Below are 22,463 nucleotides of genomic sequence, written 5' to 3'. Positions count from 1 at the left end.
CCATGCGCAAGCATCCTAGCTACCAAGGTGGCTTGGCCCCTCCTTGGGTTGGACTTTCACCAATTAGATAATGCGTGCCTCTGGGCACGCTAAAAAATAAAAGGACACCCCGCTTCCCGGGGTATCCTCTGTTTAAGCCAAGCTGTTATTTTCTTTTGCGCATCATATCAAAATAGGCAACCGGATGATCTACCTTCATACGGATCTTTTGGAGCGGATGACGGGCAGCATCAAGCTTGTTCCCTTCTTCATCCCACAGCTCCCCTACAGTCTGCTTGAAGCTGGTGATGTCAGGTCCGAAAAACTCCACTTCCTGTCCGGGCTTGAAGTGGTTGCGCTGCTGGATAAGTGCCATACCGGTGTCTGCATCATACTCAAGAACGAGCCCTGCAAAATCATACGGTGCCGCTTTTTCCTCAGGCTCATAAATATGATCCTCATGGTCCGGCGTATCGTAAAAGAACCCTGTGTTCAGCGGACGGTTCGCCGCTTTCTGCAGCTCCTCCAGCCATTCCGGATTCAGCACGTAATTGTCCGGATCGGCCATATAGGCATCTATCGCCTTGCGGTAGGCATTGACTACTGTGGCAACATAGTGAATCGACTTCATCCGGCCCTCGATCTTGAAGCTGTCAATGCCGACTTCGATCAGGTCAGGAATGCTCTCCAGCATGCACAGATCCTTGGAGCCCATGGTGAACTGGTTATCCTCCGGCTGATGCAGAGGCAGCTGGGTCACTCCCGGCAAAAGATGCTGCGGCGGGGCAGCCTCTGCCTGATCCTCTTCCGATACCCAGTTTCCTTCCGGACGGCCGTCCTCGAACAGGTCATACTTCCAGCGGCAGGACTGGCAGCAGCCCCCGCGGTTGGAGTCGCGGTCTGTAAAATGGTTGGACAGCACGCAGCGGCCGGAATACGAGGAGCACATCGCACCGTGAATGAAGCTCTCGATTTCAATGTCGACATGCTGTTTGATCTCAGCAATCTCTTCCAGGCTGGTCTCACGGCCCAGTACGACACGCGGCAGACCTTCTTCCTTCCAAAAGGATACCGCCTGCCAGTTCAGCGTGGACTGCTGGGTGCTCAGATGCACTTCCAGCTCCGGCACCAGCCGGCGGGCTGTATCCACAATAGCCGGATCAGCAACGATAATCGCGGCGATTCCCGCCTCATGCAGATTGCGCAGGTATTCTTCAATCCCGGCGATGTCTTCATTGTGGGCATAGATGTTGGTAGCTACAAATACTTTGGCCCCGTATTTCTTGGCGAACTCTACACCCTCGCGCATTTCCTCGAAGCTGAAGTTGTCAGCCCCGGACCGCAGGCCATATTTCTGTCCCCCGATATATACTGCATCCGCGCCATAGTGCACGGCGAATTTCAATTTTTCCAGGTTACCCGCCGGAGCCAGGAGCTCCGGTTTGTCCAGACGGTAACGTTTGCCCTTGTACTGGGGCTTAGTCATGGTACCCATTGATGTTCTCCCCTCCATATCTTCAGCTGTTAAAAAAGCTTAACCCCCGCTTCACGGTGTTGTACGCAGCTGCAGGGAATGTTTGGACTTCCGGCCGCTGTTATGTTTCGATTTCCTGATTTTAATCCGCTGCCGCGGTAGAAATCCAAACATAAAGGCGGGCGCTATCGCTCCTACAGTTCCAAACTTCCCTTCCGCCGCTACACCTGAAAGTTAATGGTTCAAACCTTATTTAAGAGGCTGAATCATTGCCTTATTTTATTTCCAAAAAGATTAATTAATAGACTTGTTCTTTGTAGAAGAAGCCGAACGACAGATCACGCTCAGGGTCCTGCAGCGCACGGATGCCATCCATCCAGGACTCATCAAACTCATACGCCTGCGGGTCCTGGAAATACAGGTCAACCGCATGTCGGAATGCTTTTACAACAACCACATTATAGGCAACCGGCTTGAGAAGGCCTTCAATCTTCAGGCTATGCACCCCGGCAGCAAGCAGGATATGCAGATCCTCAAGAATGCAGACATCATCGGAGCTCATAATGTGCGTTCCGTTGATATCCTCGTAGATCGGGAACTTCTCTTCCTGGCGCTCTGCCTCAATCAGGAACAGGCCGCGGTCCTTACCCAGATTACCATCTTCTACCGGGCGTCCCTGGTGTGCCATATAGCTGGCTACCAGTCCGCGTTTGGAATGATAAATATTGGTCATCCCGTGTACCTGCACCTGGGCTTCCACCTCAAGCAGCGGCACCATTTCGGTGATTTCATCCATATTCAGCTCACGGGCCAGCACGACACGCGAAGCCCCTTTGCGGCCCCAATAGTTGGCCGTATAGTAATTGGTCGAGGTCATCTCGGCATTCCAGTGCAGCCTCAGCTCCGGCGCTTCGGACTTCACGGCGTACAGCACCGCAGGATCTCCGAATTCGATTCCGTCGATGCCGAGCTGGCCGATTGCCTTAACGTATGCCGGAAGCTCATCCAGCAGCCGGTTGGACATCAGTCCGCCCAGGCCCGCATATACCTTGCGGCCCATGCTGTGGGCCAGTTCGATTACAGCTGCTGTATCCTCCAGCGTAAAATGGCCGGCCAGCCGCATCCCGAAACGGTCGTCTCCGATGAGCAGCGCGTCAGCGCCTGCATTCAGAAGCGCACGCGCTTCCTCCAGGGATGCTGCTGTAACCAGCAGCTCCGGTTTGTTCATCATGTTGCATCCTCCTGCCCTTGCGGCACATCAAACCGCAGTAATCTCTATTTTAATAGGTTACGGCGAATTTTGTTCACTTTTTTTGATATTGGCTAAATGTTCCTCGTACGTTTTACCGAACAGATGGCCCTGCGTGCCGTCTTTTTTGGTCACGTAGAAATAATATTCCGATGCCTCAGGCGCAAGCGCCGCCTGAATCGACGCCAGACCGGGACTTGCAATCGGCCCCGGCGGGAGGCCGGCATTTCTGTACGTGTTATACGGGCTCTCCACTTCCAGGTCCTTGTACAGCAGCCGTTCCTTTTGCTTGTCCAGCAGATACTGGACCGTAGCATCGATCTCCAGGTTTTGGCCCTTGTTCAGCCTGTTATAAATAACGCCGGCTACCAGCGGCCGCTCATCGTCGACGACAACCTCACGTTCCACCAGCGAAGCCACAGTCAGCAGCTCATGCAGGGACATTTTCCGCTCGGCCAGCTGATTTTTCCAGTCCGGAATGCTGTCCAGCTTCTTCTCCAGCTGCTCCAGCAGCGCTTCGACAACGTCCTGGGGCGTGCTGTCCTTGAGCAGCTCGTAGGTTTCAGGGAACAAGTACCCTTCAAGACGGTGCAGCACACCTCCGCCCGCAGGAATCTCCAGCCTGTCAACTGCAGCGAGTCCCGCTCCGGAATCTATAATTTCAAGAAAAACCTCAGGCTTCTGCCCCCATGCCTCAGCCAGCTTTCCGGCCACCTGCTTTGCCGTATACCCTTCCGGAATGGTGAAGACCACCGTCTCCTCCTTCACGACATCTCCCGCATTCAGCCGGGCAATCAGATTGTCGTAGGTATCTCCCGGGCTTGCGGTATATGTACCCGCCATAAAGCCTGACCCTTCCTTAACCCACTTCAGATAACCTTTGAAAAATAAAGCGTTACGGATAATACCGTTCTCTTCGAGCAGATCTGCAATTTCCGAGCTGCCCATTCCCTTCTCTATCGTAAACGTAACGGGCGGCCCCGCAGGCTCCACCGGCTGCATTCCATTCCAGACATACCATGCGCCTCCCCCGGCTGCCAAGACCATCACAAGGACTATAATCAGCACGGCGCGGATTGCTGCTTTCAAATGGAACTCCTCACTTTCCAACAATATAGTATAGAATTGTATTATCTTAAATTCAACATATATTTTTTGTGAGACTTTCATTCAACACCATTTTTACAGTCCTATCAAGCAAAAAGAGCGCGGAAATAAATCCGCCCTCTTCCTTGCCCCAGCATAGATATTGCATATTCGTGAACAGTCTTTATTCCGTATCTTCTGCAGGAAAAGTCAGCTCATCGTACAGCTCGGACACATCTTCCCACTCTTCATCGTCAACGATACTCTCCAGCTCCGGCACACCGTCAGGCGAAACCACAATCCGCAGAATCTCCTGCTCCGCTTCCCTGCCAGAACCGGCCAGTACCGCATACGCGCGGCCGCCGACCTCAAACTCGGCGACAATATTGTAAACGGAAGACCGGCCCTGCTCATCTTCCAGTTCTACTGTTTCTCCATAGGCTTCCTTGAGCTTAGATGTCCAGACCGCTTGTTCTGCGGAAAAATCAGTCATTCTCTGCTCCCCCGTCAAGCTCGTCTACAAGTGTATTGAAGGTCTCTTCAACGATTGCCCACTCTTCGTCATTCTCGATCATAAAGAGCTGCAGGTCGTCCCCGTCTTCCTCGTAGCGGAATGCGTAGACTTCATCGCTATCCTCATCCTCGGAATCCAGCGGCACCACCATCATATACTTTGCATCCGAACCGTCGACTTCAAACTTCATGATGACCTCAAATTCCTCTTCATTACCTTCCTCATCGGGAATATAGATAATTTCCGGTTCTTCTTCGTGGCCAATCTGTTCGTTTGTCATAATAGCGCACCCCTCACCTTTTACTGTTAGCATCCAAAAAATTTTGCAAAATCAGGGCTGCGGCCATTTTGTCCACAATCCCCTTGCGTTTCTTCCGGCTGACGTCCCCTTCAATCAGCATCCGCTCGGCGGACACTGTCGTCAGACGCTCATCCCAAAGGTGTACGGGTATTTCGAGTTCCTCCCGCAGCTGACCGGCAAATTCGATACAGATTTCACCGCGGGGTCCAACTGAGCCGTTCATATTCTTCGGCAGGCCAACCACGATCTCTCCAATCTCATGCTCCTTGACCAGCTCACGGATACGTTCAAACTCGTTACCGTTTCCGCGGCGTTCAATGGTCTCCAGAGCCTGGGCGGTCCACCCGAAAATATCACTTGTGGCGACTCCGATTCTGCGGTCGCCGTAATCCAGTCCAAGCTTCTTCATCATCTCGGCTGATCCACCCGGTGATTGGCCAGGTAGAAACGGACCAGTTCCTCGATCAGCTCATCACGTTCTTTTCTCCGGACCAAACTTCTAGCATTGTTGTGGCGCGGAATGTAAGCCGGATCTCCGGAAAGTAAGTACCCTACGATCTGGTTGATCGGATGGTACTCTTTTTCCACCAGCGCGTCGTATACGGCGAGCAGAATTTCCTGGGAAGAAGCTTCCTTTTCGTCGCCCTTCACATTGAATTTAACCGTTTTGTCCATGGAGTCCATTTGTGACACCTTCCTTCTGCAAAATCACCCTCAGAGAGCGGTTTCGCATAGTTGCTGCTGTACAGCTCACTTGCTGCCTTCATCATAACATATTCATGCCCCGCCTTGGAAATCCTCTATCCGAGATAACGCTTTTTTTGGCATTTTATCTACAAAAATATAGATAATTTTGGTTTCCAAGCTATTGCACAACGGCCTACAAGGCTAATTTTCGCTAAAATGCACCACCCAGCCTCATTAATAAAGCAGCGGTACTGATATGAAGCTCTCAGTACCGCTGGGCACATTATATGAAGGAACAGTCTGTGCAGACAGCCATTTTCACTCTTTAAGCCTGGGCAGCAACGAGCTCCTCGGCTTTGGCAAGTGCCTCGGACAGCTTGGAAGCATCCTTGCCGCCGGCCTGCGCCATATCCGGACGTCCGCCGCCTCCGCCTCCGCATACTGCGGCAACTTCCTTAACCAGCTTGCCTGCATGGAAGCCCTGCTTGACCAGTGCCTGAGGTACGGAGACTACAAAGTTCACCTTGTCGTCCATCGCGGCGCCGAGTACCAGAATAGCATCCGGAAGCTTGACCTTCAGCTCATCTGCCGTGGAGCGCAGTGCATCCATGTTGCCTGCCTGAACAGCTACGGCCAGCAGCTGCGTGCCGGCGCCTACGGTCTTCACGCTGCCGGTCAGCTCGGCGGCAAAGGTTGCGCTCAGCTTCGACTGCAGCGATTCGTTCTCGCGGGATACCTCGCGCACCTGCGCATGCAGTGCTTCAATCCGCTTAGGCACGTCATTCAGCGAGGATTTCAGCAAGCCTGCAGCCTGCTTCAGGAGATCAAGCTGGCTCTCGGTGAACTGGTAAGCATAACGTCCGGTCACGGCCTCAATCCGGCGTACACCGGAGCCGATACCGCTCTCGCTGACCAGCTTGAAGATTCCGATCTGCGAGGTATTCCCGACATGGATACCGCCGCACAGCTCAAGGCTGTAATCGCCGACCTGTACGACCCGGACGATGTTGCCGTATTTTTCGCCGAAGAGAGCCATTGCGCCCATAGCTTTGGCTTCGTCAATCGGCTTGTTCTCAATGACCACATCCAGGCCGCGCCAGATCTGCGCATTCACCCGGTGTTCAATATCGCTCAGCTCTTCCGGTGTAATGGCACCGAAATGCGAGAAGTCAAAACGGAGGCGTGCGCCTTCTACCAGAGACCCTGCCTGGTTAACATGACCGCCGAGCACTTCCTTCAGCGCCTTATGCAGCAGGTGAGTCGCCGTATGGTTCTTCACGATGTCCTCGCGTATTTCACGGTTAACTTCCGCACGTACGCTCTCACCGGTCTTCAGCTCTCCGGCTTCCACGGTCACCAGATGTACATGCTGTCCGTGTGGAGCCTTGAACAGGCCTGTTACCTTTGCAGTAACGGAGCCGCCTGTCAGCAGACCGGTATCGCTGACCTGGCCGCCGCTTTCAGCGTAGAAAGGAGTCGCCTCCAGCACAACCTGGCACTCGGCGCCTTCGCTGACAGAATCCACAAGCTCGCCGTCTACAACAATAGCGAGGATTTTGGACTCTGCTACCGTGTCATTATATCCAATAAATTCACTTTTAACCGTCAGATCGGCAAGGGCGCCGCCCTGGATTTTCATGCTGGCATTGTCCTGGCGGGCTGCTCTGGCCCGGTCGCGCTGCTCCTGCATCGCTGCATCGAACCCTTCGCGGTCCACGGTCAGTCCCTGCTCGGAAGCAAAATCCTCTGTCAGGTCAAACGGGAAGCCGTAGGTGTCATACAGCTTGAATGCATCGACGCCGGCAATGACGCTCAGTCCGTCAGCCTTGGCTTTTGCCGAAATTTCACCCAGAATTGCCAGGCCGTCGGACAGCGTTTCGTGGAAACGCTCCTCTTCCGTGCGGATGATTTTGGCGATATATTCGCGGTTCTCCACAACGGAAGGATAGTACACGCCCATAACCTCGCCGACAGTTTCGGTCAGCTCATACAGGAACGGGCGGTCGAGCCCCAGCGTTTTGCCATAACGTACTGCACGGCGGAGCAGACGGCGGATGATGTAGCCGCGGCCTTCATTGGAAGGAAGCACACCGTCGCCTACTGCGAAAGTCACAGTACGGATATGGTCGGCAATGACCTTCAGGGCGATATCCTGCTCCAGGTTGTCCTTGTATTTCACTCCGGCGAGGCCGGCAGTCTTCTGGATCACCGGCTGGAACAGGTCAGTGTCAAAGTTGGAGTCTACATCCTGCAGGATGGAAGCCAGACGCTCCAGGCCCGCACCGGTATCAATGTTCTTGTTGGGAAGCGGTGTGTAGCTGCCGTCTTTGTTGTGGTTGAACTGGGAGAATACGAGGTTCCACACTTCCAGCCAGCGTTCATTTTCACCGCCCGGATACATTTCCGGATCACTCATGTCACTGCCGTAGGCTTCGCCACGGTCATAGAAAATTTCCGAGCAAGGGCCGCACGGGCCTTCGCCGATGTCCCAGAAGTTCTCGTCGCCAAGCTTGATGATGCGTTCAGCAGGCAGGCCTACCTTTTCATTCCACAGCTTGAAGGCCTCTTCGTCCTCAGCGTACACGGTAACCGAGATGCGGTCGCCGTCGAAGCCGATCCACTCCTTGCCGGTCAGGAACTCCCAGGCCCAGGTGATGGCCTCTTCCTTGAAATAATCGCCGATGGAGAAGTTCCCGAGCATTTCAAAGAACGTATGGTGGCGGCGCGTTTTGCCGACATTCTCGATGTCATTGGTACGGATACATTTCTGCGAGTTGGTCAGGCGCGGATTCTCAGGAATCTCGCGTCCGTCAAAGTATGCCTTCAGCGGGGCCATTCCGGCGTTGATCCACAAAAGGGATGGATCGTTGTGCGGAACGAGCGATGCGCTTGGCTCGATTTTGTGGCCTTTGCTCTCAAAAAACTGCAGCCATTTGGAACGGATTTCACTTGCTTTCATCATGTACAGCCCCCGTCTTAGTATTAATCTGCATCCGGCCATTACGCCGGAATACACAAAAACGCCCCTGAATAAATTCAGGGACGATGATTATCGCGGTACCACCCTGGTTATCGCCTTGACCCGTGTATGAACACGCGGACACCTGCAGACGATCGCCTTGTCGCGGCTGTTAACGGGCGCCCCCGGCGGGATTTCCCCGCACTCCGAAATCAGCTTTCCGCCGGTCTGTCTTCCGGGTTCTCACAGCCATTACGATTCATCCGTAACGGAACCCGTTCTCTGGGGGAGCCATGCTCCGGCGTACTTCATTTCATCAATGTTTTATCCGATTTGCATTTTAACATTTCAAGTATAGCCAGCGGCGGGGATTGTGTCAATGTTTGGCTCTGGGGCAGGCTGCCTCATGTTGTTAGCGGATAAAAGAAGGCTTGCGTTCAGAAACCTTTCCGCCCACTGCTTCAACATATCTTACATCTGCTGTACCTTCATCTGAAGGCCCTATATACAGCTGGCCTTGTAGCGATTCACCAGAGGCTGATCTGGCACGAACATTTATAAACCTTCCCGTACGCGAGTCTCTTCTATTGGTATTAGATAATAAACCGTTGCTCACAATGATGGATCTGTGACCGGATCCGATCAGACGGTTCTTTGCCTTCCGAGAATGTTCATTCATTTCGAATCCCTCCAACCAGTCCTTTTGTAGTAAACAATAGGTCATGATTCACTTCAACAACCTGTTTCATCAGTTCATCACTCAATTCACGATTACCCGAAAAGTGAACCGATAGAACATGTTTCTTACTCAAAGCATAACATAGGACACCTATTCGAGCAATCTGCTCCCGTTTAAAAAATTTCCAGTTATTAGTTCCAAATACTTTCAAAACGAAAATCTGCTCCTCATCTGGTGACTTACCATCATTTTCTGATAAGTGATATCGTCGGCCCCTTCCAACATTTCCACCTACCTGGGATATATACTCATCCTCAACCTGCGTCCAAATTGCTGCCCCTGTAACTCGAAATCCTTCCGGAGGAAGGATGGAATTACGGACAGCTTCCGCCGCTGCGTTATAGCCTTCCACACCGCCAGAAAGAGTCACATTTCGGAGATATTCCAAAAGCAACTGAATGACACTGTCTTTCCTTTCCATTCCCGATTTCATCTCAGTAAAGAGCTCATGCCGTTGTTTAAAGAACCCTTCTTCTGCAACCGCATTCAAGATTCTTCCGCAAGCTGTACTTATTGCACTTCTCGGCCCTCTCGAATGATCAGCCATATATCTTAATAGAGTAATGCCTTCCAGGTCAGAAGGTAAATGCAGGGAAGTAGGCCCTCCCTCCTGACCGGTTGGAACTTCATTCGGAATAATACAAAATACCCTCTTGCGTCCAAGCCGCCCCCAAAAAAGTCCCATTTCGAACAACGTATTGTCTCGTGTAATAAAATATGTTTGATTTCGAATCACGGCTACGTCTTCAGCAGCAAAAACGAAAATACCGAAGTCGTTCGCATCAAGCTCTCGTTCAAGTGATTCCATGGTGTAGTCATTGGCTTGAAAAGTATTGGCATACCAGGCATTAACCTCGACATACATTTCAATGCCTTCGGCAATAGCCCGAGCGTACGGGATCGCTTCCCTTGAACTTCCGATAAACGCCCGGGGGGTTCTATTTATTGTCATTGCATTATCTCCTCATAAGGAAAAATTACACCAGCTACATTAAGTATACAGGCTCTCTCAGATACTGGAAACACTGTTTTTTCCTAAGAATAATGGAGTATACGCCATAGTCGCTTTTCAATGAAATAAAAGAGAACCGCAGGATTTAGCACCTGCGGTCCCCTTTTATTTCAATAGGTACTATTCAGACTTACCTCTATAATCCCCAAATCCGGTACACAATCACCGCCGCTTCTGCGCGGGTCAATGTATCTCCCGGAGCAAGCAGGCCGTTCTTGCCGGCGACAACGCCGGCTTCCACCAGCAGGGATACGCTGTCAGCTGCATATCCGGCGACTTGCGCAGCATCCGGATAGGCAGCCAGGCTGCCGCCACTGTCTGTGGCAGCTGTACCCGCTGCCGCCAGCGCCCGCGCTGCGATCACCATCATCTCCTGGCGGGTGATCGGACTGTCCGGACGGACGGTACCGTCCGCATAACCGGTTATGATGCCAAGCTGCTGTGCAATAGCCAGCTCACTGCCATAATATGCCCCGGCCGGAACATCGCCGAAGCCCGGGGCAGCCGTGCCGGTGCCCTTCAGCTCAAGCGCTCTCACGAGCATCGTGATAAAGTCGGCCCGCTTCACGGATGCTTCAGGAGAGAAGCTGCCTTCAGCCGTTCCCTGTACGACGCCGCGGGCAGCCAAGGCGGTGACGCCCTCTTCGGCCCAGGCCAGCTTCTCAATATCAGTGAAGCTTACAGGGTTAAAGGCTGGCGCATAAGTGCCGGCCCCGGCAATGTGGAACACAAGGGATTTGCTGACCGCGTCATAGCGGCTGTTCGGAATTGCCGTCAGGCTGCCTGTGCTGCCCAGCTGTCCGGCGATCAGGGCTGCGGTATTGCTGAGCTGCACCGCAGCAGGAGTGTACGGGATGGATACTTTTACCGGAGCATCCGGACTGCCCAGGGCAATCGCTTTGCCGCCTGCCGTCAGGCTCAGGTTAATAACCGGCCCAGCACCTATAATCGTGCGGGCCTTTGCATCCAGACCATCCTTGGGAACCTGTTTGATATGGATTGAAATGAGGTCAGCGTCTGCTGCTGCACCGGACAGAGTATTATCCGGAATCTCAATGGCAGCTGCCGCTGTCTTCACCAGCAGCACAAAGCCCTGCTGTCCTTTCAGGCTTTGCGAAGGCAGCTGTACCTCATAGCCCGCGGCATCCTCTTGCTTAGCCACTTCGATAATGACCTGTTTCCGGCCGTCAGCAGCAGGGCTTGCCTGTGCAAGGGCTTTATTCAGATCATCTGCAGAGACAGCCGCTTTAACCCCGCCGCCAGTACTGGTAACCTCAGGTCTGAGTGTCACCACACCATCCGTGCTCGCTGAAACAGCAGGCTTCGGCGTAGCAGCACCGCTGCTCGTACCGCCCGGAATCGCAGCCGGCCCCGGAGTTGGTGTTGGTGTCGGAGTAGGCGTAACTGCCGGTGCATCAGACTTGCCCGTGAGTGTAAGTACACCGTATACCGAGGTATCCTGATACCCGTTGCCGGTCGTATCATTCCATGCGGCTACACTTTGCCGTGCGCCATCCTTCGCATCATTGATCTGCACGTCGAAGCCGAGCTTCCTGGCGTTGGCCGGTGTAACGCTGGTAAGCGGTATTTTTACTTCAACAGTATAATTGGTTCCTGATACTTTGGTTGCAGAGGCGAACCCTGCCGCAATCCTATCGGGATTAAAGGTGCTTTCGTTATCAAAATTAACTCGGAACTGCCCGTCATCGTCCTGGTAGAAGGAGGTCTTCCCGTTATTCTGATCCACGAAAATCTCAACCGAATCCTGCTCCCAGACATTCGCGCTCGCCTTATCCAGCTGCGCATCGCTGACCTGAACCAGCACGTACAGATTCTGGTCATCCCACAGGGCTTTAGCTATGCCGCTTGCCCCCTGCCAGGCCAGCTGATAGCGGTTAATCTGCATTTCGGGTACACCTGCCCAGAGAGCATCTACTGTACCGTCAATGACCGGCGTTCCATAAACCGCGTTAGACACATTGGCGTCCGTTGTATCCGGCTGATGCCCGGCGATATATTTTACCGGATCGATCACCCCGTAATAGGCCGGCTTGGCCTGCAGGCTCTTGTCGAACAGCAGCGGATTGGACGAGGCTCTCCAGCTCGTATTGTCATCCATCCCCCAGAAGGTGACTCGTGCAATATTAGCAGCATGCTCCTTGTAGAGGCTCATAAGCTGGGCATACAGATACCCCTGGGCTTCGGCCAGCTTTTCTGACAGCTCATAGTTGCTGCCCGCCTGAATATCAAGCTCCGTGACGCTTACCTCAACACCAAGAGAGATGAATTTTTCCAGCGACAGCCTGACATTCTCAGGATTGGTGTTAACGTTGTAGTGCGCCTGCATGCCGACACCGTCGATCAGCTTTTTGCCGGGATGATTAAGCGCATACTTATCGTTTATTGCTTTTACCATGTTATAAATGGCCTGGGCTTTATTCTGGTTGTCCTCATTGTAATCATTGTAGTAGAGCTTGATGTTCCATTCCGGATGCTCATCCAGCACTTCCCGCGCCGCCAGAAAAGCCTGCTCGACGTAATCTGCTCCAATTGCGGTTTTCCACGGGGCCTGGCGCAGCGACGACTCCCAGTCGGCCGGATTCCCCGGATTGTCATTCATCGCCTCATTTACGACATCCCAGGAGATCACCTTATCCCCGAAATGCTCCATGACGGTACGGATGTGTGTCCGCAGATTTACAAGAGCTTCTTCGCGGCTTAACGGTACGGTATTGCCCTCCGCATCCTTGGACGTATTCATCCACACCGGCGACTGCTGGTGCCAGACCAGAACATGGCCGTGCATCTGCATGCCTTCCGCCAGCACCTTATCGACCATCGCATCCGCTGCGGTAAAGGTAAAATCGCCCTTCACATTCTGCAGCGCATCCGGCTTCATCGCATTGCCTGCCGTGGCCACGTTATGATGCATCTTCAGCAGCTCCAGCCTTACCCCTTCCAGATCCTCGGCCGAAATGGCATTCCCGATCAGAAAATCATCCCGGTACGCAGCCTTCAGCGGAACCAGATCCTTCTGGATCGCAATGGGACCTGCGCCTGTACGCTCAAAGCTGATATCGTCAATGTAAAAGGAGGCTGTAGCGTTATTCGAGCTCTCCACGTAAATCGTCAGGTACTCGCCGCCTACGCTGTTATAGCGGTAGCTGCCCTCGAATTTGACCCAGCCGTCAGCGGCATTGATGGTCTTGGGGGAGAGTGCGACATAATTGGCGCTGCTGCCGTCGCCTACCTGCGTGGACAGCTGAAGCTGCGAACTGGCCGGAGCAATCAGCTTGACCCAGGCGGAGATCAGATATTCGCTGCCTTTGTCCACATATTTCTCTACACGCAGCACCGGCCCGTGCCAGGTTGATGTGCGGCCCTCCACCTTCAGGGCATAGGAGCCGTCTGCGGTGTGGTTCGCTTCATCCGTCACCGTCAGCGTCTCATCTCCCGACCTGCCGGCGAAGCCGCCAGCTGTCTGATCCTCAAAGGTAACCGTATTGAACGGCAGCGCCGGGTCTCTTACGGGCTCCTCTCCGCCGCCGGAGGCTGGTTTACCGGTAATCAGAACGTCTCCGATATAGAACGGAACCGCTTTGCCGGCCTCGTTGGAATTAATGCGCAGCGCCTGATCCTTGGAGGTATCGGCAATGAATTCCCTGGTCAGCGTAACCGCCTTGCCGGCCACATAAGCTGCTTCGGCATAATTTCCGTAGCTGTTTACAGTCTGCAGCGCAGCCTTTGCCCCTTCTGGCAGAATGACTGCAGCATCAACATAAACCACCGCAGTTACTGTATACGTCTCCCCGTTAACGAGCCCGAGGTCGCTGAATTTAAAATCTGCAGCATCCCAGTTGTTCGCTCTGTTGCTTACATACAGGGCTGCGCCATCGGCGTTTCCGTCAAACGGCATGCCGGTAACCGCTGCCAGGCTGGCCCCGCCGGATTGGCCGGCTTTGCCTGCCCCGCCTGCAAAGGTTTCATGATAAACGGTGGTCACTTCCGTCTGGGCCGCTTCTGCAGCCTGGGATGCCTGAGCTGCCGGAGCAACCCAGCCAAGCGGCAGCAGCAGGCTTGCCGCTAATACTGTGGAGAAGATTCGTTTGAACGTTCTACTCATGCACTGCACTCCTCTTTTTATGAATTTGGATTCAACTGGATTAAGCGCTTACAAAAAGGAATCGAACAGCCCCCTTTCTCAAGCAAAATCGTAGCACACCCGCAAAATCACTGTCTTTCTCCAAACTAAAGATGATACCGGACTTTTTATATAACATTTGAATTAACGGGCAGTTACCGCTCCGTAAGGTCCGGATCTTTTATTTTGGGATTGGCAGTGAATCCAGAGAATATTGGGAAATCCCTCCCGCTGCTGTTCAATTCATGCCTGGCTCGACCCGCTGACTTCGGTTGAAATACGAGACACAACTCAGCCTTCCGCAGTGAATTTAGCTTTCTAACCTGTAAGAGGGATTCTACAGTATGTACAAGGGATTCTACAGTATGTACAAGGGATTCCTTGTTCGAGCTAAGTAGAAAAATGCCATCTAATTCTCCGCTCGATCCCACTTTCGGAAATCTAAGTGGAAAAATGCTACTTAAATTTACGGTTTTGCGCCTAATGGTGGGGTTTGCGCGAAATTAAGTGTCGATTTTCCAACTAATCCTTAAAACTCAAGAGAATCGGAAGAATTAGGTGGCGAAAATCCACTTAGCTGTTCAGGAACCCTCATCCAAGCGGAAGTTTAATAAAACCCAGCTAAGATTTGCCCTTCACCGCTGTCCGCTTAATAAACCGGCCTCTGCTAAGCAGTATAAAGAATTCTAATCAGCCTACGCACATAAACTCCAGCCTGAAGCACATAAACCCCAGCCTGAAAAAAAGCTCCAGCCTAGATCCCGCCGCTCTCTTTAGCCAGACTACCAGCTCAAGGTAGGTCATCAGCGCATCAGCCTACCAACCGGCCACAGCAAAAAGCCGTATAACCACAGTTATACGGCCCGTCCAAACTCTAAAACCGCATAAACGGCTTATCTCCCCCCGGCCAGCTCTGCTTCCGACTCCCCGGTTATAACGGAGACTATGCTCTCACGCAGCACATCGGCACTCCGGGCCTGGAACGGATCGACGTTCCAGATTACAGCATCGGCCAGGTAGCCTTCGGCAATCCGGCCTAAATCATGGCCGCGCCCGAGAATTTCCGCCGCGCCGGAGGTGGCGGACTGCCACGCTTCGGCGCGGGTCAGGCCGTAGTCCAGCAGCGTATCCAGCTCCTGCAGATTATAGCCGTGCAACGCCGGTGTGGCATAGTCTGTGCCGAAGCCGAAGCGTACGCCCGCGCTTCTGGCATAGCCAATGGCCCGGGAATGCGCTTCGGCAGCCCGTGCGGCACGGTCACAGATGACCTGCGGGAGCGCCAGCACGCCGGAAGGATCTGCGGCAATCCGGTAGATTGAAGCGGTAGACACGTAGGCTGTACGGGATTCAGCCAGCCGGCCGGCCTGATCTGCGGTCAGGAACATTCCGTGCTCGATCGATTCGACGCCTGCCCGGATCGACCAGTCAATGGTCACCCCGCCCCAGGTATGGACCAGCACCTTAATCTGATGGGCATGGGCATGGCGGACAATGAAGTCGAACTCTTCCTCCGAGAACACAGGGTCCAGCACTTTCTCCGCAGGCGCACCAAGACCGCCGGTTGCCATAATTTTGACCCAGCCTGCTCCTGTGGCATAGATCTCGGCCAGCCGGCCTTCCAGGAACTTTGTTCCCAGCGCATCCGCCGGACCCAGCATTTCGCTGCTGGTCTCGACCCGGAGCGGGTGCCCATAGCTGCGGACCAGGTGGCGGATCGTCTGCGGCGTAATCCCGCCTGCATCCCGCGCGGTCGTTACACCGGTCCGCAGAGTAGCCCCAAAGGCCGCCCCCTGCATGGCTTCCACCTCACTGCTGCTGCGCTTCAGCTGGTCTGCATGGTCAAAGTCCGTCCAGGCCAGGTGGGTATGCAGATCAATAATACCGGGGCTGATCCACAGATCAGCCTGCGGGATATCAGCCCCTGCAGGCTGCGCCGGTTCCCGCTGTCCGGGTTCTCCTTCCGGGAGCCATTCTCCGGAATACCCGGCCTGCCCCGCCGGTTCCTCCGGCACCGTTTCCTTTACAGACGTGAATCTGCCGTCTCTGATGGAAATGTCGTAACGCTTGCCTTCGATCCCCGCAATGCGGATTGCTTTATAATCAAGCGCCTTCGGATGTTTATTAAGCATGGGCATTCCCCCATGCTGCCCGAACCGCCTGCAGCGCAGCGGCGGCATCCGTTTCGAGCAGTTCCGCCAGCGCTGTAACGGCCGTCTCAACGCTCTGCAGGCTCGCATTTACGCCAAAATGATTGATCCGCAGCAGACGGCCGTTAAGCTCCCCGTCTCCCGGAGCCACGATGCCCACCGGCTGCGCAATTCTGAGGCGCTGGTCGCCGCCAATGCGGACGGTTGTAGTCAGCGTGGAATAATGCCCGCTGTCCTTCTGCCAAGGCTCAAGCCCAAGTGCCTTAATGCCGGAAACAGCTGAAGCAGCCGCAGCCCTATGTCGTGAGATGACATTGTCCAGGCCTTCCGCCTCAACAGCCGCCAGCGCATCAATCAGCGCTCTGGCCTCAAGCGCCGGAATATTAGGTGGAACACGCAGGGGCTCAACACCAGTCGGAGACGGCTTCAGATCCAGCAGAGACAGGATCGAATTGCGCGGCGCAGCTTTATTGGACTCCATGAATTCCCAGCCGCGCGGCGAGATACTGACCGCACTGACCCCGTTAGGTCCGCCCAGCGCCTTTTGCGCTCCCACAGCAGCGAAGTCAACACCCCATTCATCTACCAGGAGCTCTTCCCCGCCGACGGCCGAGACGGAGTCCGTTACCGTAATCAGGTTATGGGTGCGGGCAATGCGCAGAATTTCTTTTGCCGGATTTGAGCCCCCGGTAACGACCTCAGCCTGCACAAAGGAAATCGCATCCGGCTTAACCCGCTCAATGGCCGCGGCAACCTGCTCCGCCGGCACTACCTCATCGAACGGAACCTTTACTTCCACTACTCTTGCTCCGCCGCGCTCCAGCCAACCGCCGAACAGGCTGCCGTAAGGTCCGGTTACCACATTAATAAATGTACGGCCCGGGGCAGATATCCCTGCAGCCACAGCCTCAATTCCGAGAATCGCCTCACCCGGAATGATGACCGGGGGATGTTCCGTTGACAGCAGCCGGGCGAACTGGCTGGTCAACGTGCTGAATTCAGCGCGTGTCAGCGGCACATATCCTTTATGTTCTTGGTTCATGTAGTCCTCCTGATGTTTTCATAGTCGGCATTTGGGGAACCGCAGACAGCAGCTCACGGCTGTAAGCCGCTTCCGGACGGCTAAAGAACCTGTCCTTCGGGCTGACCTCGACCAGCTTTCCCTGCCGCATAACGGCAACCTTATCGCTTACTGCATGTATAACACCCAGATCATGGGAAATAAACAGCATCGTCAGATTTAGCTCTGACTTGAGCGTGCCCAGCAGCTCCAGCACACTTAGCTGTACGGACACATCCAGGGCACTCGTCGGCTCATCGGCAATCAGCAGGCTGGGCTCAACGCTTAACGCACGGGCAATGGCGATCCGCTGGCGCTGGCCGCCCGAGAATTCATGCGGATATTTATCCAGCGCTTTTCCCTCGAGGCTCACACGCTCCAGCAGCTGCCTGGATCTCTTCTCCACCTCCGCACGGCCCACGATCTTGTGGAACAGCAGCGCTTCAGCCAGAATCTGCCGGATGGAATGCTTCGGATTCAGCGAAGCGTCGGGATTCTGGAAGATCATCTGGATTTTTTTGCGCTGCTCACGGGTCCGTTTCCCGGTGAGCGGCTCTGCATCCAGCAGCAGCTGCCCCTGATCCGGGATAATCAGCCCGGCAATCACCCGCGCGAGCGTAGATTTGCCTGAGCCGGATTCTCCGACAAGTCCGAGAGTGGTATGCTGCTGCACCTCAAGCCGGATATTGTCCAGCGCAGTGAAACCGCCGTAACGTACAGTCACATTGTTAACCTGCAGGCTCAAGTCCATAAAACACCGCTCCCTTCAGGGGCAAGCTCCGGCACAGGCAGCACCGAGTTAATCAGCATCTGTGTATACGGATTTTGCGGCTCCTGCAGAACACTTAGCGTACTGCCCTGCTCCACGATTTCACCTTTTTTCATAACAGCCAGCCTGGAGCACATCGCAGCGGCAACTGCCAGGTTATGGGTTACAAAAATCATCGCAAACCCCAGCTCCTGCTGCAGCCGGCCCACTGTCTCCATAATCTGCTTCTGCACCGTAACATCGAGCGCCGTGGTCGGCTCGTCGCAGAGCAGGATGCCCGGCTTGCAGGCCAGAGCCATGGCAATGACGATCCGCTGGCACTGCCCGCCCGAGAGCTGGCCGGGATACCGGTCCGTCTTGCGCAGCGAATCGGGCAGGCCGAGCATATGCAGCAGCTCCAGCGCCGCAGCGCGCGAAGCTTTGCGGCTAAGCCGCTGTCTGTAATACACGACCTCCGCTACCTGCTTGACCACCGGACATAGCGGGTCCAGCGCTCCCCGGGGGTCCTGGAACACCATGGCGCTGTCCGCCGCACTCCGGATTACTCCGCCAGTCTGCTCGATGCCGCGCGGCAGCAGACCAAGCACCGCCCGCAGCGTAAGCGATTTGCCGGAGCCCGATTCACCGACCAGCCCCAGGCTCTCCCCCTGGTTAAGCGAGAAGCTGACATCCTTGACCAGCACCTCCTGTGTTTTAGCAGTCAGCGTCAAGTCCTCTATTTCCAAAACAGGTGTTGTAGCCATTATTTTTTCCTCCATAAATCTGCCAGCCCGTCACCTACCAGCGACAAGGCAATGCCCGTGTATACCACGGCGAAGCCGGGAACGGCCGAGAGCCACCAGGCTGTCGAGATAAAGGACTGCCCGTCCGCAATCATCGTTCCCCAGTCGGGAGTCGGCGGGGCGATCCCGATGCCCAGATAGCCGAGCGTGACGATCGCCACCAGCAGGCCGACCATATCCGTCATCAGCACGACCACTGCCTGCGGCAGCACATTCGGCAGCAGATGCCGCAGAATAATGCGGGGGCCGGACAAGCCGAGCGTCCGGGCCGACGCAATCCATTCCTGTTCACGGAACGATGCGCTAAGACCGCGGACCACCCGGGCGAACACAATCCAGCCGACGAGAATAAAAGTGATATAAATTCCGCGCTGGCCCGCGCCGCTGGCAAAAGCCACAATGATAACGATCAAATAAAAAGGAAAGGCAATAAACGTATCTGTAATCAGAGTAATGACGTTATCGACCCATTTTCCATAATAGCCGGCCACCATCCCCAGAAAAATACCGGTACAAAACGGGATAATCTCCGCCAGCACCATAATGGTCAGATCCGTCCGGGCAGCGTAGATCAGTCTGGTGAACAGATCCCGACCCAGCTGGTCGGTTCCGAGCCAGTGCTCGGCGGACGGCGGCTGCAAAAATGCGCTTAAATTCTGTTCCGTCGGGTCATAGGGGCTGAGGTACGGAATGAAAACAGCCAGCAGGATCAGCACAGCGAACATGATGCTTCCTGCCAGCAGGGACGGGGTATTCAATATCCGGCGGAGCAATGTAGTCTTAGGTCCGTCCGTCTGCAGTTCAGGATAAATAGTTGTCGTTTTCATCGTGTTCCTTTCGTCCGGGGATCAAGCCATTTGGCCAGTATCTCAACCAGCAGGCTGATAATCACCACAGAAACCGCACAGTACAGCGCAATTCCCTGGATGACCGGAAAATCCCGGTTTGAAATGGAAGTAAACAGCAGGCTGCCTATGCCCTTGATGCCGAACACCTGCTCAACGACCAGCGTACCGCCGATCAGATAAGAAATGTTGACACCCAGCAGCATCAGCGTCGGCAATGCCGAATTGCGCAGCACATGCTTGAACAGAATGACCCGGCCGGGAATCCGCGCAGCCCTCAGGGTAACCACGAAGTCGGACTCCAGCACCTCCAGCATCTGCGCCCTTAATGAGCGGACAAGCGTTGGAATCTGGGAAAAAGCGACTGTAACCGCCGGGAGCGTCAGGCTGTACAGCATCCCGGACCACCCTTCGCCTACACCGCCGACAGGAAACCAGCGGAGCCGGACACTAAGCAGCATAATGAAAAGGATGCCAACCCAGAAGATTGGCATACCCAGTGTAATCGCAGGAAAAATACGGATCAGATGATCCGCCAGCTTGTCCTTATTCGTAGCCGCAACCGTAGCAAGCAGCAGGGCAATCACTATAGCGATGACACATGCCATCCCTATAAGCAGCATAGTTACCGGAGCCCGCTCGGCAATCAGCACCCTGGTGGAGGTTCCAGAGACAATGGAATTACCGGTATCGCCGGAGGTGAACAGCAGCTTCACGAACCGGATAAACTGCTCCCACAGCGGAAGATCGAGTCCGAGTGTATGATGCATGGCTGCGATAGCTTCCGGCGTGCTGTATTCACCCAGAATCATTTTTGCGGGATCACCGGGAACGATGCGGATCAGAAAAAAGACAGCGGTCATCACACAGAGGATAACGACAGCGGCTCTAATCAGAGCCGCCGTCAGCCAGCTGTAGGATGTACGATTACCTGCTGCAGAACCTTGCAGCTTGCCCGGCATCATCATTGACCGATCCGCACATCTTCAAAGCGGACGCTGCCGTTAGGCAATACAGTGAGTCCCTCTACCGAAGAACGGGCACCGATCAGAATGTCAGGGTAGTAGAGCGGAATGTAAGGCACTTCATCAGCCAGCGTCTGCAGGAGCTTGGTGTAAATCTCTACCCGGGCATCGCCGTCTGCTGTTTTTTGTCCTTCATACAGCAGCTTGGTTACTTCATCATTGGTATAATGCGTCCAGTACGATTTGCTGAAGCCTTCCGGATCGGTCTGGAAAGCCAGAATCGAGTTCGCTTCCGGAGAATCCGCCTGGCCGCTGTTCAGCATGGCAGCGAAATCATAGGCGAAGAACCGTTCACGGAAGGAAGCCAGCTCAATGGATTCAATCTCAATCTTGATGCCGATTGCCTGGCCTGCCGCCTGGATAATCTGCGCTTCCTGGGCTCTTGTGCTGTTGCCGGAGGCAATCAGCAGCTTGGTGCTGAAGCCGTTAGGGAATGCGGATTTAGCCAGCTCTGCTTTGGCAGCTTCAACATCATAGTTCAGCGCTTTAATCGTATCATTCGCATTGTAAGGAATGGTTGTCGGCAGCAGGGAATTGGCCGTCTTGGCATAACCAAAGGTCAGCGCCTTGGTCAGGCCTTCACGGTCCAGTGCCAGCGCCAGTGCACGGCGGACATGCACATCCTTGAAATGCTCATCCAGTGTATTAAAGAACAGCTGCTCCGTTACCCAGCTGCCGTTGGTCACAACAGCTGTGTCTGCGCCGTTTTTCAGCTCTTCAGCATTCTGCAGGGCAAGCGCTTCGACAGCGTTCACTTCTCCGGCCTTCAGCTGATTGATCGCCTGGCTGTCGTCCTCGATCAGCTTATAGACGAGTTTGTCAATCGCCGGCTTGCCTTCCTGCCAGTAGTTCGCGTTCTTGACGAACGTCACATCGCCCGCAGGGTCCCAGGCTTCAACGGCGAACGGGCCGGTGCCGACTGGATTTTTGAAGAATTCTTCCTCGGTAGCCCCGCCGAAATCAGCCGGGATAATGCCGTTCGAGAAATTGGACAGCTCGGAGATGAACGGTGTGTACGGCTCCTGGAGCTTAATTACCAGTGTCTTGTCATCCTGTGCAGTCACACTGTCTACCTTGGCCGCAATCGCCAGCGGACCGCCGACCTTCAGGTGGCGCTCCAGCGAGAATACAGCATCCTTGGCTGTAACCGCGTTGCCGTTGGAGAACTTCAGCCCGTCACGCAGCACAAAGGTATAAGTCAATCCGTCCTCACTGATCGTATGGGAGGCAGCCAGCCAATCCACAATTTCCCCTTCACTGTTGAAAGCAACCAGGGATTCAAACACTTTATCAATCGCAAACGCATTGTTCGAGGTAATCTGATTATGCAAATCAAACGAGGTTACTGCAGCAGGCCTTCCATAGACAAAAGTCCCTCCCGCCGCCTGTTCACTGGTGTTGTTGCCCGCATCCGCCGCCTGGCTGGCGCTTGGCTGAGCCGTTTCGCCGGAAGCAGCTGTATTGTTCTGTCCGGAGCAGCCGGCAATCACCGCCATTAATAGAACTGCCAGTGTTCCTGACCATAATGTTTTCTTGATAGAAGCTGTGAATTGCATGTCTCAATCTCCCCTTCCCATAAACCTTATATGTTTAGTATGGATTGTATTATGGCCCATACCATCCCCCCTGTCAAACAAAATTCACATAATGCCAGAGCGGGTAAAACTATTATATCCAATAGAGGAAATAAATCC

General features: G+C 54.3%; 18 protein-coding genes. All 18 read right to left on the bottom strand.

Features of this window, described 5'->3' with window-relative positions; all coding sequences use genetic code 11:
• Positions 1-145: 145 nt before the first annotated feature.
• On the bottom strand, positions 146-1,474 hold the full coding sequence (locus BLR64_RS14220; protein WP_068729132.1) for a peptidase U32 family protein: 1,329 nt from the start codon (positions 1,472-1,474) through the stop codon (positions 146-148).
• Positions 1,475-1,751: 277 nt separating this feature from the next.
• A complete protein-coding gene (locus BLR64_RS14215) occupies positions 1,752-2,684 on the bottom strand; it encodes a peptidase U32 family protein (protein ID WP_090715063.1) in 933 nt (310 codons plus the stop codon).
• A 57-nt stretch (positions 2,685-2,741) separates the two neighbouring features.
• Entirely contained in the window at positions 2,742-3,791 is a 1,050-nt protein-coding gene (gene mltG / locus BLR64_RS14210; RefSeq protein ID WP_279615465.1) for an endolytic transglycosylase MltG, read from the bottom strand.
• Between the two features lie 181 nt (positions 3,792-3,972).
• Positions 3,973-4,281 carry a DUF1292 domain-containing protein gene (locus tag BLR64_RS14205; protein ID WP_090715062.1) on the bottom strand — a complete coding sequence of 103 codons (309 nt, stop codon included), beginning with the start codon at positions 4,279-4,281 and terminating at the stop codon, positions 3,973-3,975.
• Positions 4,274-4,582 carry a DUF1292 domain-containing protein gene (locus tag BLR64_RS14200; protein WP_090715060.1) on the bottom strand — a complete coding sequence of 103 codons (309 nt, stop codon included), beginning with the start codon at positions 4,580-4,582 and terminating at the stop codon, positions 4,274-4,276. Before BLR64_RS14200 ends, BLR64_RS14205 begins: the two co-directional genes overlap by 8 nt.
• Positions 4,583-4,595: 13 nt before the next feature.
• Positions 4,596-5,012 carry a Holliday junction resolvase RuvX gene (ruvX, locus tag BLR64_RS14195; protein ID WP_198536677.1) on the bottom strand — a complete coding sequence of 139 codons (417 nt, stop codon included), beginning with the start codon at positions 5,010-5,012 and terminating at the stop codon, positions 4,596-4,598.
• Positions 5,012-5,287, bottom strand: a complete 276-nt coding sequence (locus BLR64_RS14190) for an IreB family regulatory phosphoprotein (protein WP_068729140.1) — start codon at positions 5,285-5,287, stop codon at positions 5,012-5,014. Before BLR64_RS14190 ends, ruvX begins: the two co-directional genes overlap by 1 nt.
• Positions 5,288-5,615: 328 nt before the next feature.
• The gene (alaS, locus tag BLR64_RS14185; protein WP_090715082.1) at positions 5,616-8,249 is read right to left on the bottom strand and encodes an alanine--tRNA ligase; all 2,634 of its coding nucleotides are present in this window, start codon (positions 8,247-8,249) and stop codon (positions 5,616-5,618) included.
• Between the two features lie 412 nt (positions 8,250-8,661).
• Positions 8,662-8,928 carry a hypothetical protein gene (locus tag BLR64_RS14180; RefSeq protein ID WP_090715059.1) on the bottom strand — a complete coding sequence of 89 codons (267 nt, stop codon included), beginning with the start codon at positions 8,926-8,928 and terminating at the stop codon, positions 8,662-8,664.
• Positions 8,921-9,940, bottom strand: a complete 1,020-nt coding sequence (locus BLR64_RS14175; protein WP_090715057.1) for a nucleotide-binding protein — start codon at positions 9,938-9,940, stop codon at positions 8,921-8,923. Before BLR64_RS14175 ends, BLR64_RS14180 begins: the two co-directional genes overlap by 8 nt.
• 196 nt (positions 9,941-10,136) lie before the next feature.
• Entirely contained in the window at positions 10,137-14,123 is a 3,987-nt protein-coding gene (locus BLR64_RS14170) for an endo-1,4-beta-xylanase (protein ID WP_090715054.1), read from the bottom strand.
• A gap of 911 nt (positions 14,124-15,034) precedes the next feature.
• Positions 15,035-16,270, bottom strand: a complete 1,236-nt coding sequence (locus tag BLR64_RS14165) for an amidohydrolase family protein (RefSeq protein WP_090715053.1) — start codon at positions 16,268-16,270, stop codon at positions 15,035-15,037.
• Positions 16,263-17,330, bottom strand: coding sequence for a pyridoxal-phosphate-dependent aminotransferase family protein (locus BLR64_RS14160; protein WP_090715051.1), 1,068 nt, complete (start codon positions 17,328-17,330; stop codon positions 16,263-16,265). The genes BLR64_RS14165 and BLR64_RS14160 overlap by 8 nt, the downstream gene beginning before the upstream one ends.
• A complete protein-coding gene (locus BLR64_RS14155; RefSeq protein WP_090715049.1) occupies positions 17,314-18,099 on the bottom strand; it encodes an ABC transporter ATP-binding protein in 786 nt (261 codons plus the stop codon). The genes BLR64_RS14160 and BLR64_RS14155 overlap by 17 nt, the downstream gene beginning before the upstream one ends.
• The gene (locus BLR64_RS14150; protein ID WP_090715047.1) at positions 18,090-18,860 is read right to left on the bottom strand and encodes an ABC transporter ATP-binding protein; all 771 of its coding nucleotides are present in this window, start codon (positions 18,858-18,860) and stop codon (positions 18,090-18,092) included. The genes BLR64_RS14155 and BLR64_RS14150 overlap by 10 nt, the downstream gene beginning before the upstream one ends.
• Entirely contained in the window at positions 18,860-19,726 is an 867-nt protein-coding gene (locus BLR64_RS14145) for an ABC transporter permease (protein WP_090715046.1), read from the bottom strand. Before BLR64_RS14145 ends, BLR64_RS14150 begins: the two co-directional genes overlap by 1 nt.
• Positions 19,723-20,712: an ABC transporter permease gene (locus BLR64_RS14140; protein WP_244157705.1), complete on the bottom strand. Its 990-nt coding sequence runs from the start codon at positions 20,710-20,712 to the stop codon at positions 19,723-19,725. Before BLR64_RS14140 ends, BLR64_RS14145 begins: the two co-directional genes overlap by 4 nt.
• Positions 20,709-22,325: an ABC transporter substrate-binding protein gene (locus BLR64_RS14135; RefSeq protein ID WP_090715044.1), complete on the bottom strand. Its 1,617-nt coding sequence runs from the start codon at positions 22,323-22,325 to the stop codon at positions 20,709-20,711. The genes BLR64_RS14140 and BLR64_RS14135 overlap by 4 nt, the downstream gene beginning before the upstream one ends.
• Between the last annotated feature and the right edge of the window lie 138 nt (positions 22,326-22,463).

Source organism: Paenibacillus typhae, assembly GCF_900099765.1.
GTDB classification, from domain to species: Bacteria; Bacillota; Bacilli; order Paenibacillales; family Paenibacillaceae; genus Paenibacillus_AQ; species Paenibacillus_AQ typhae.
Note: the sequence above shows the minus strand (reverse complement) of the source record. Positions and strands in the feature narration are given on the sequence as shown.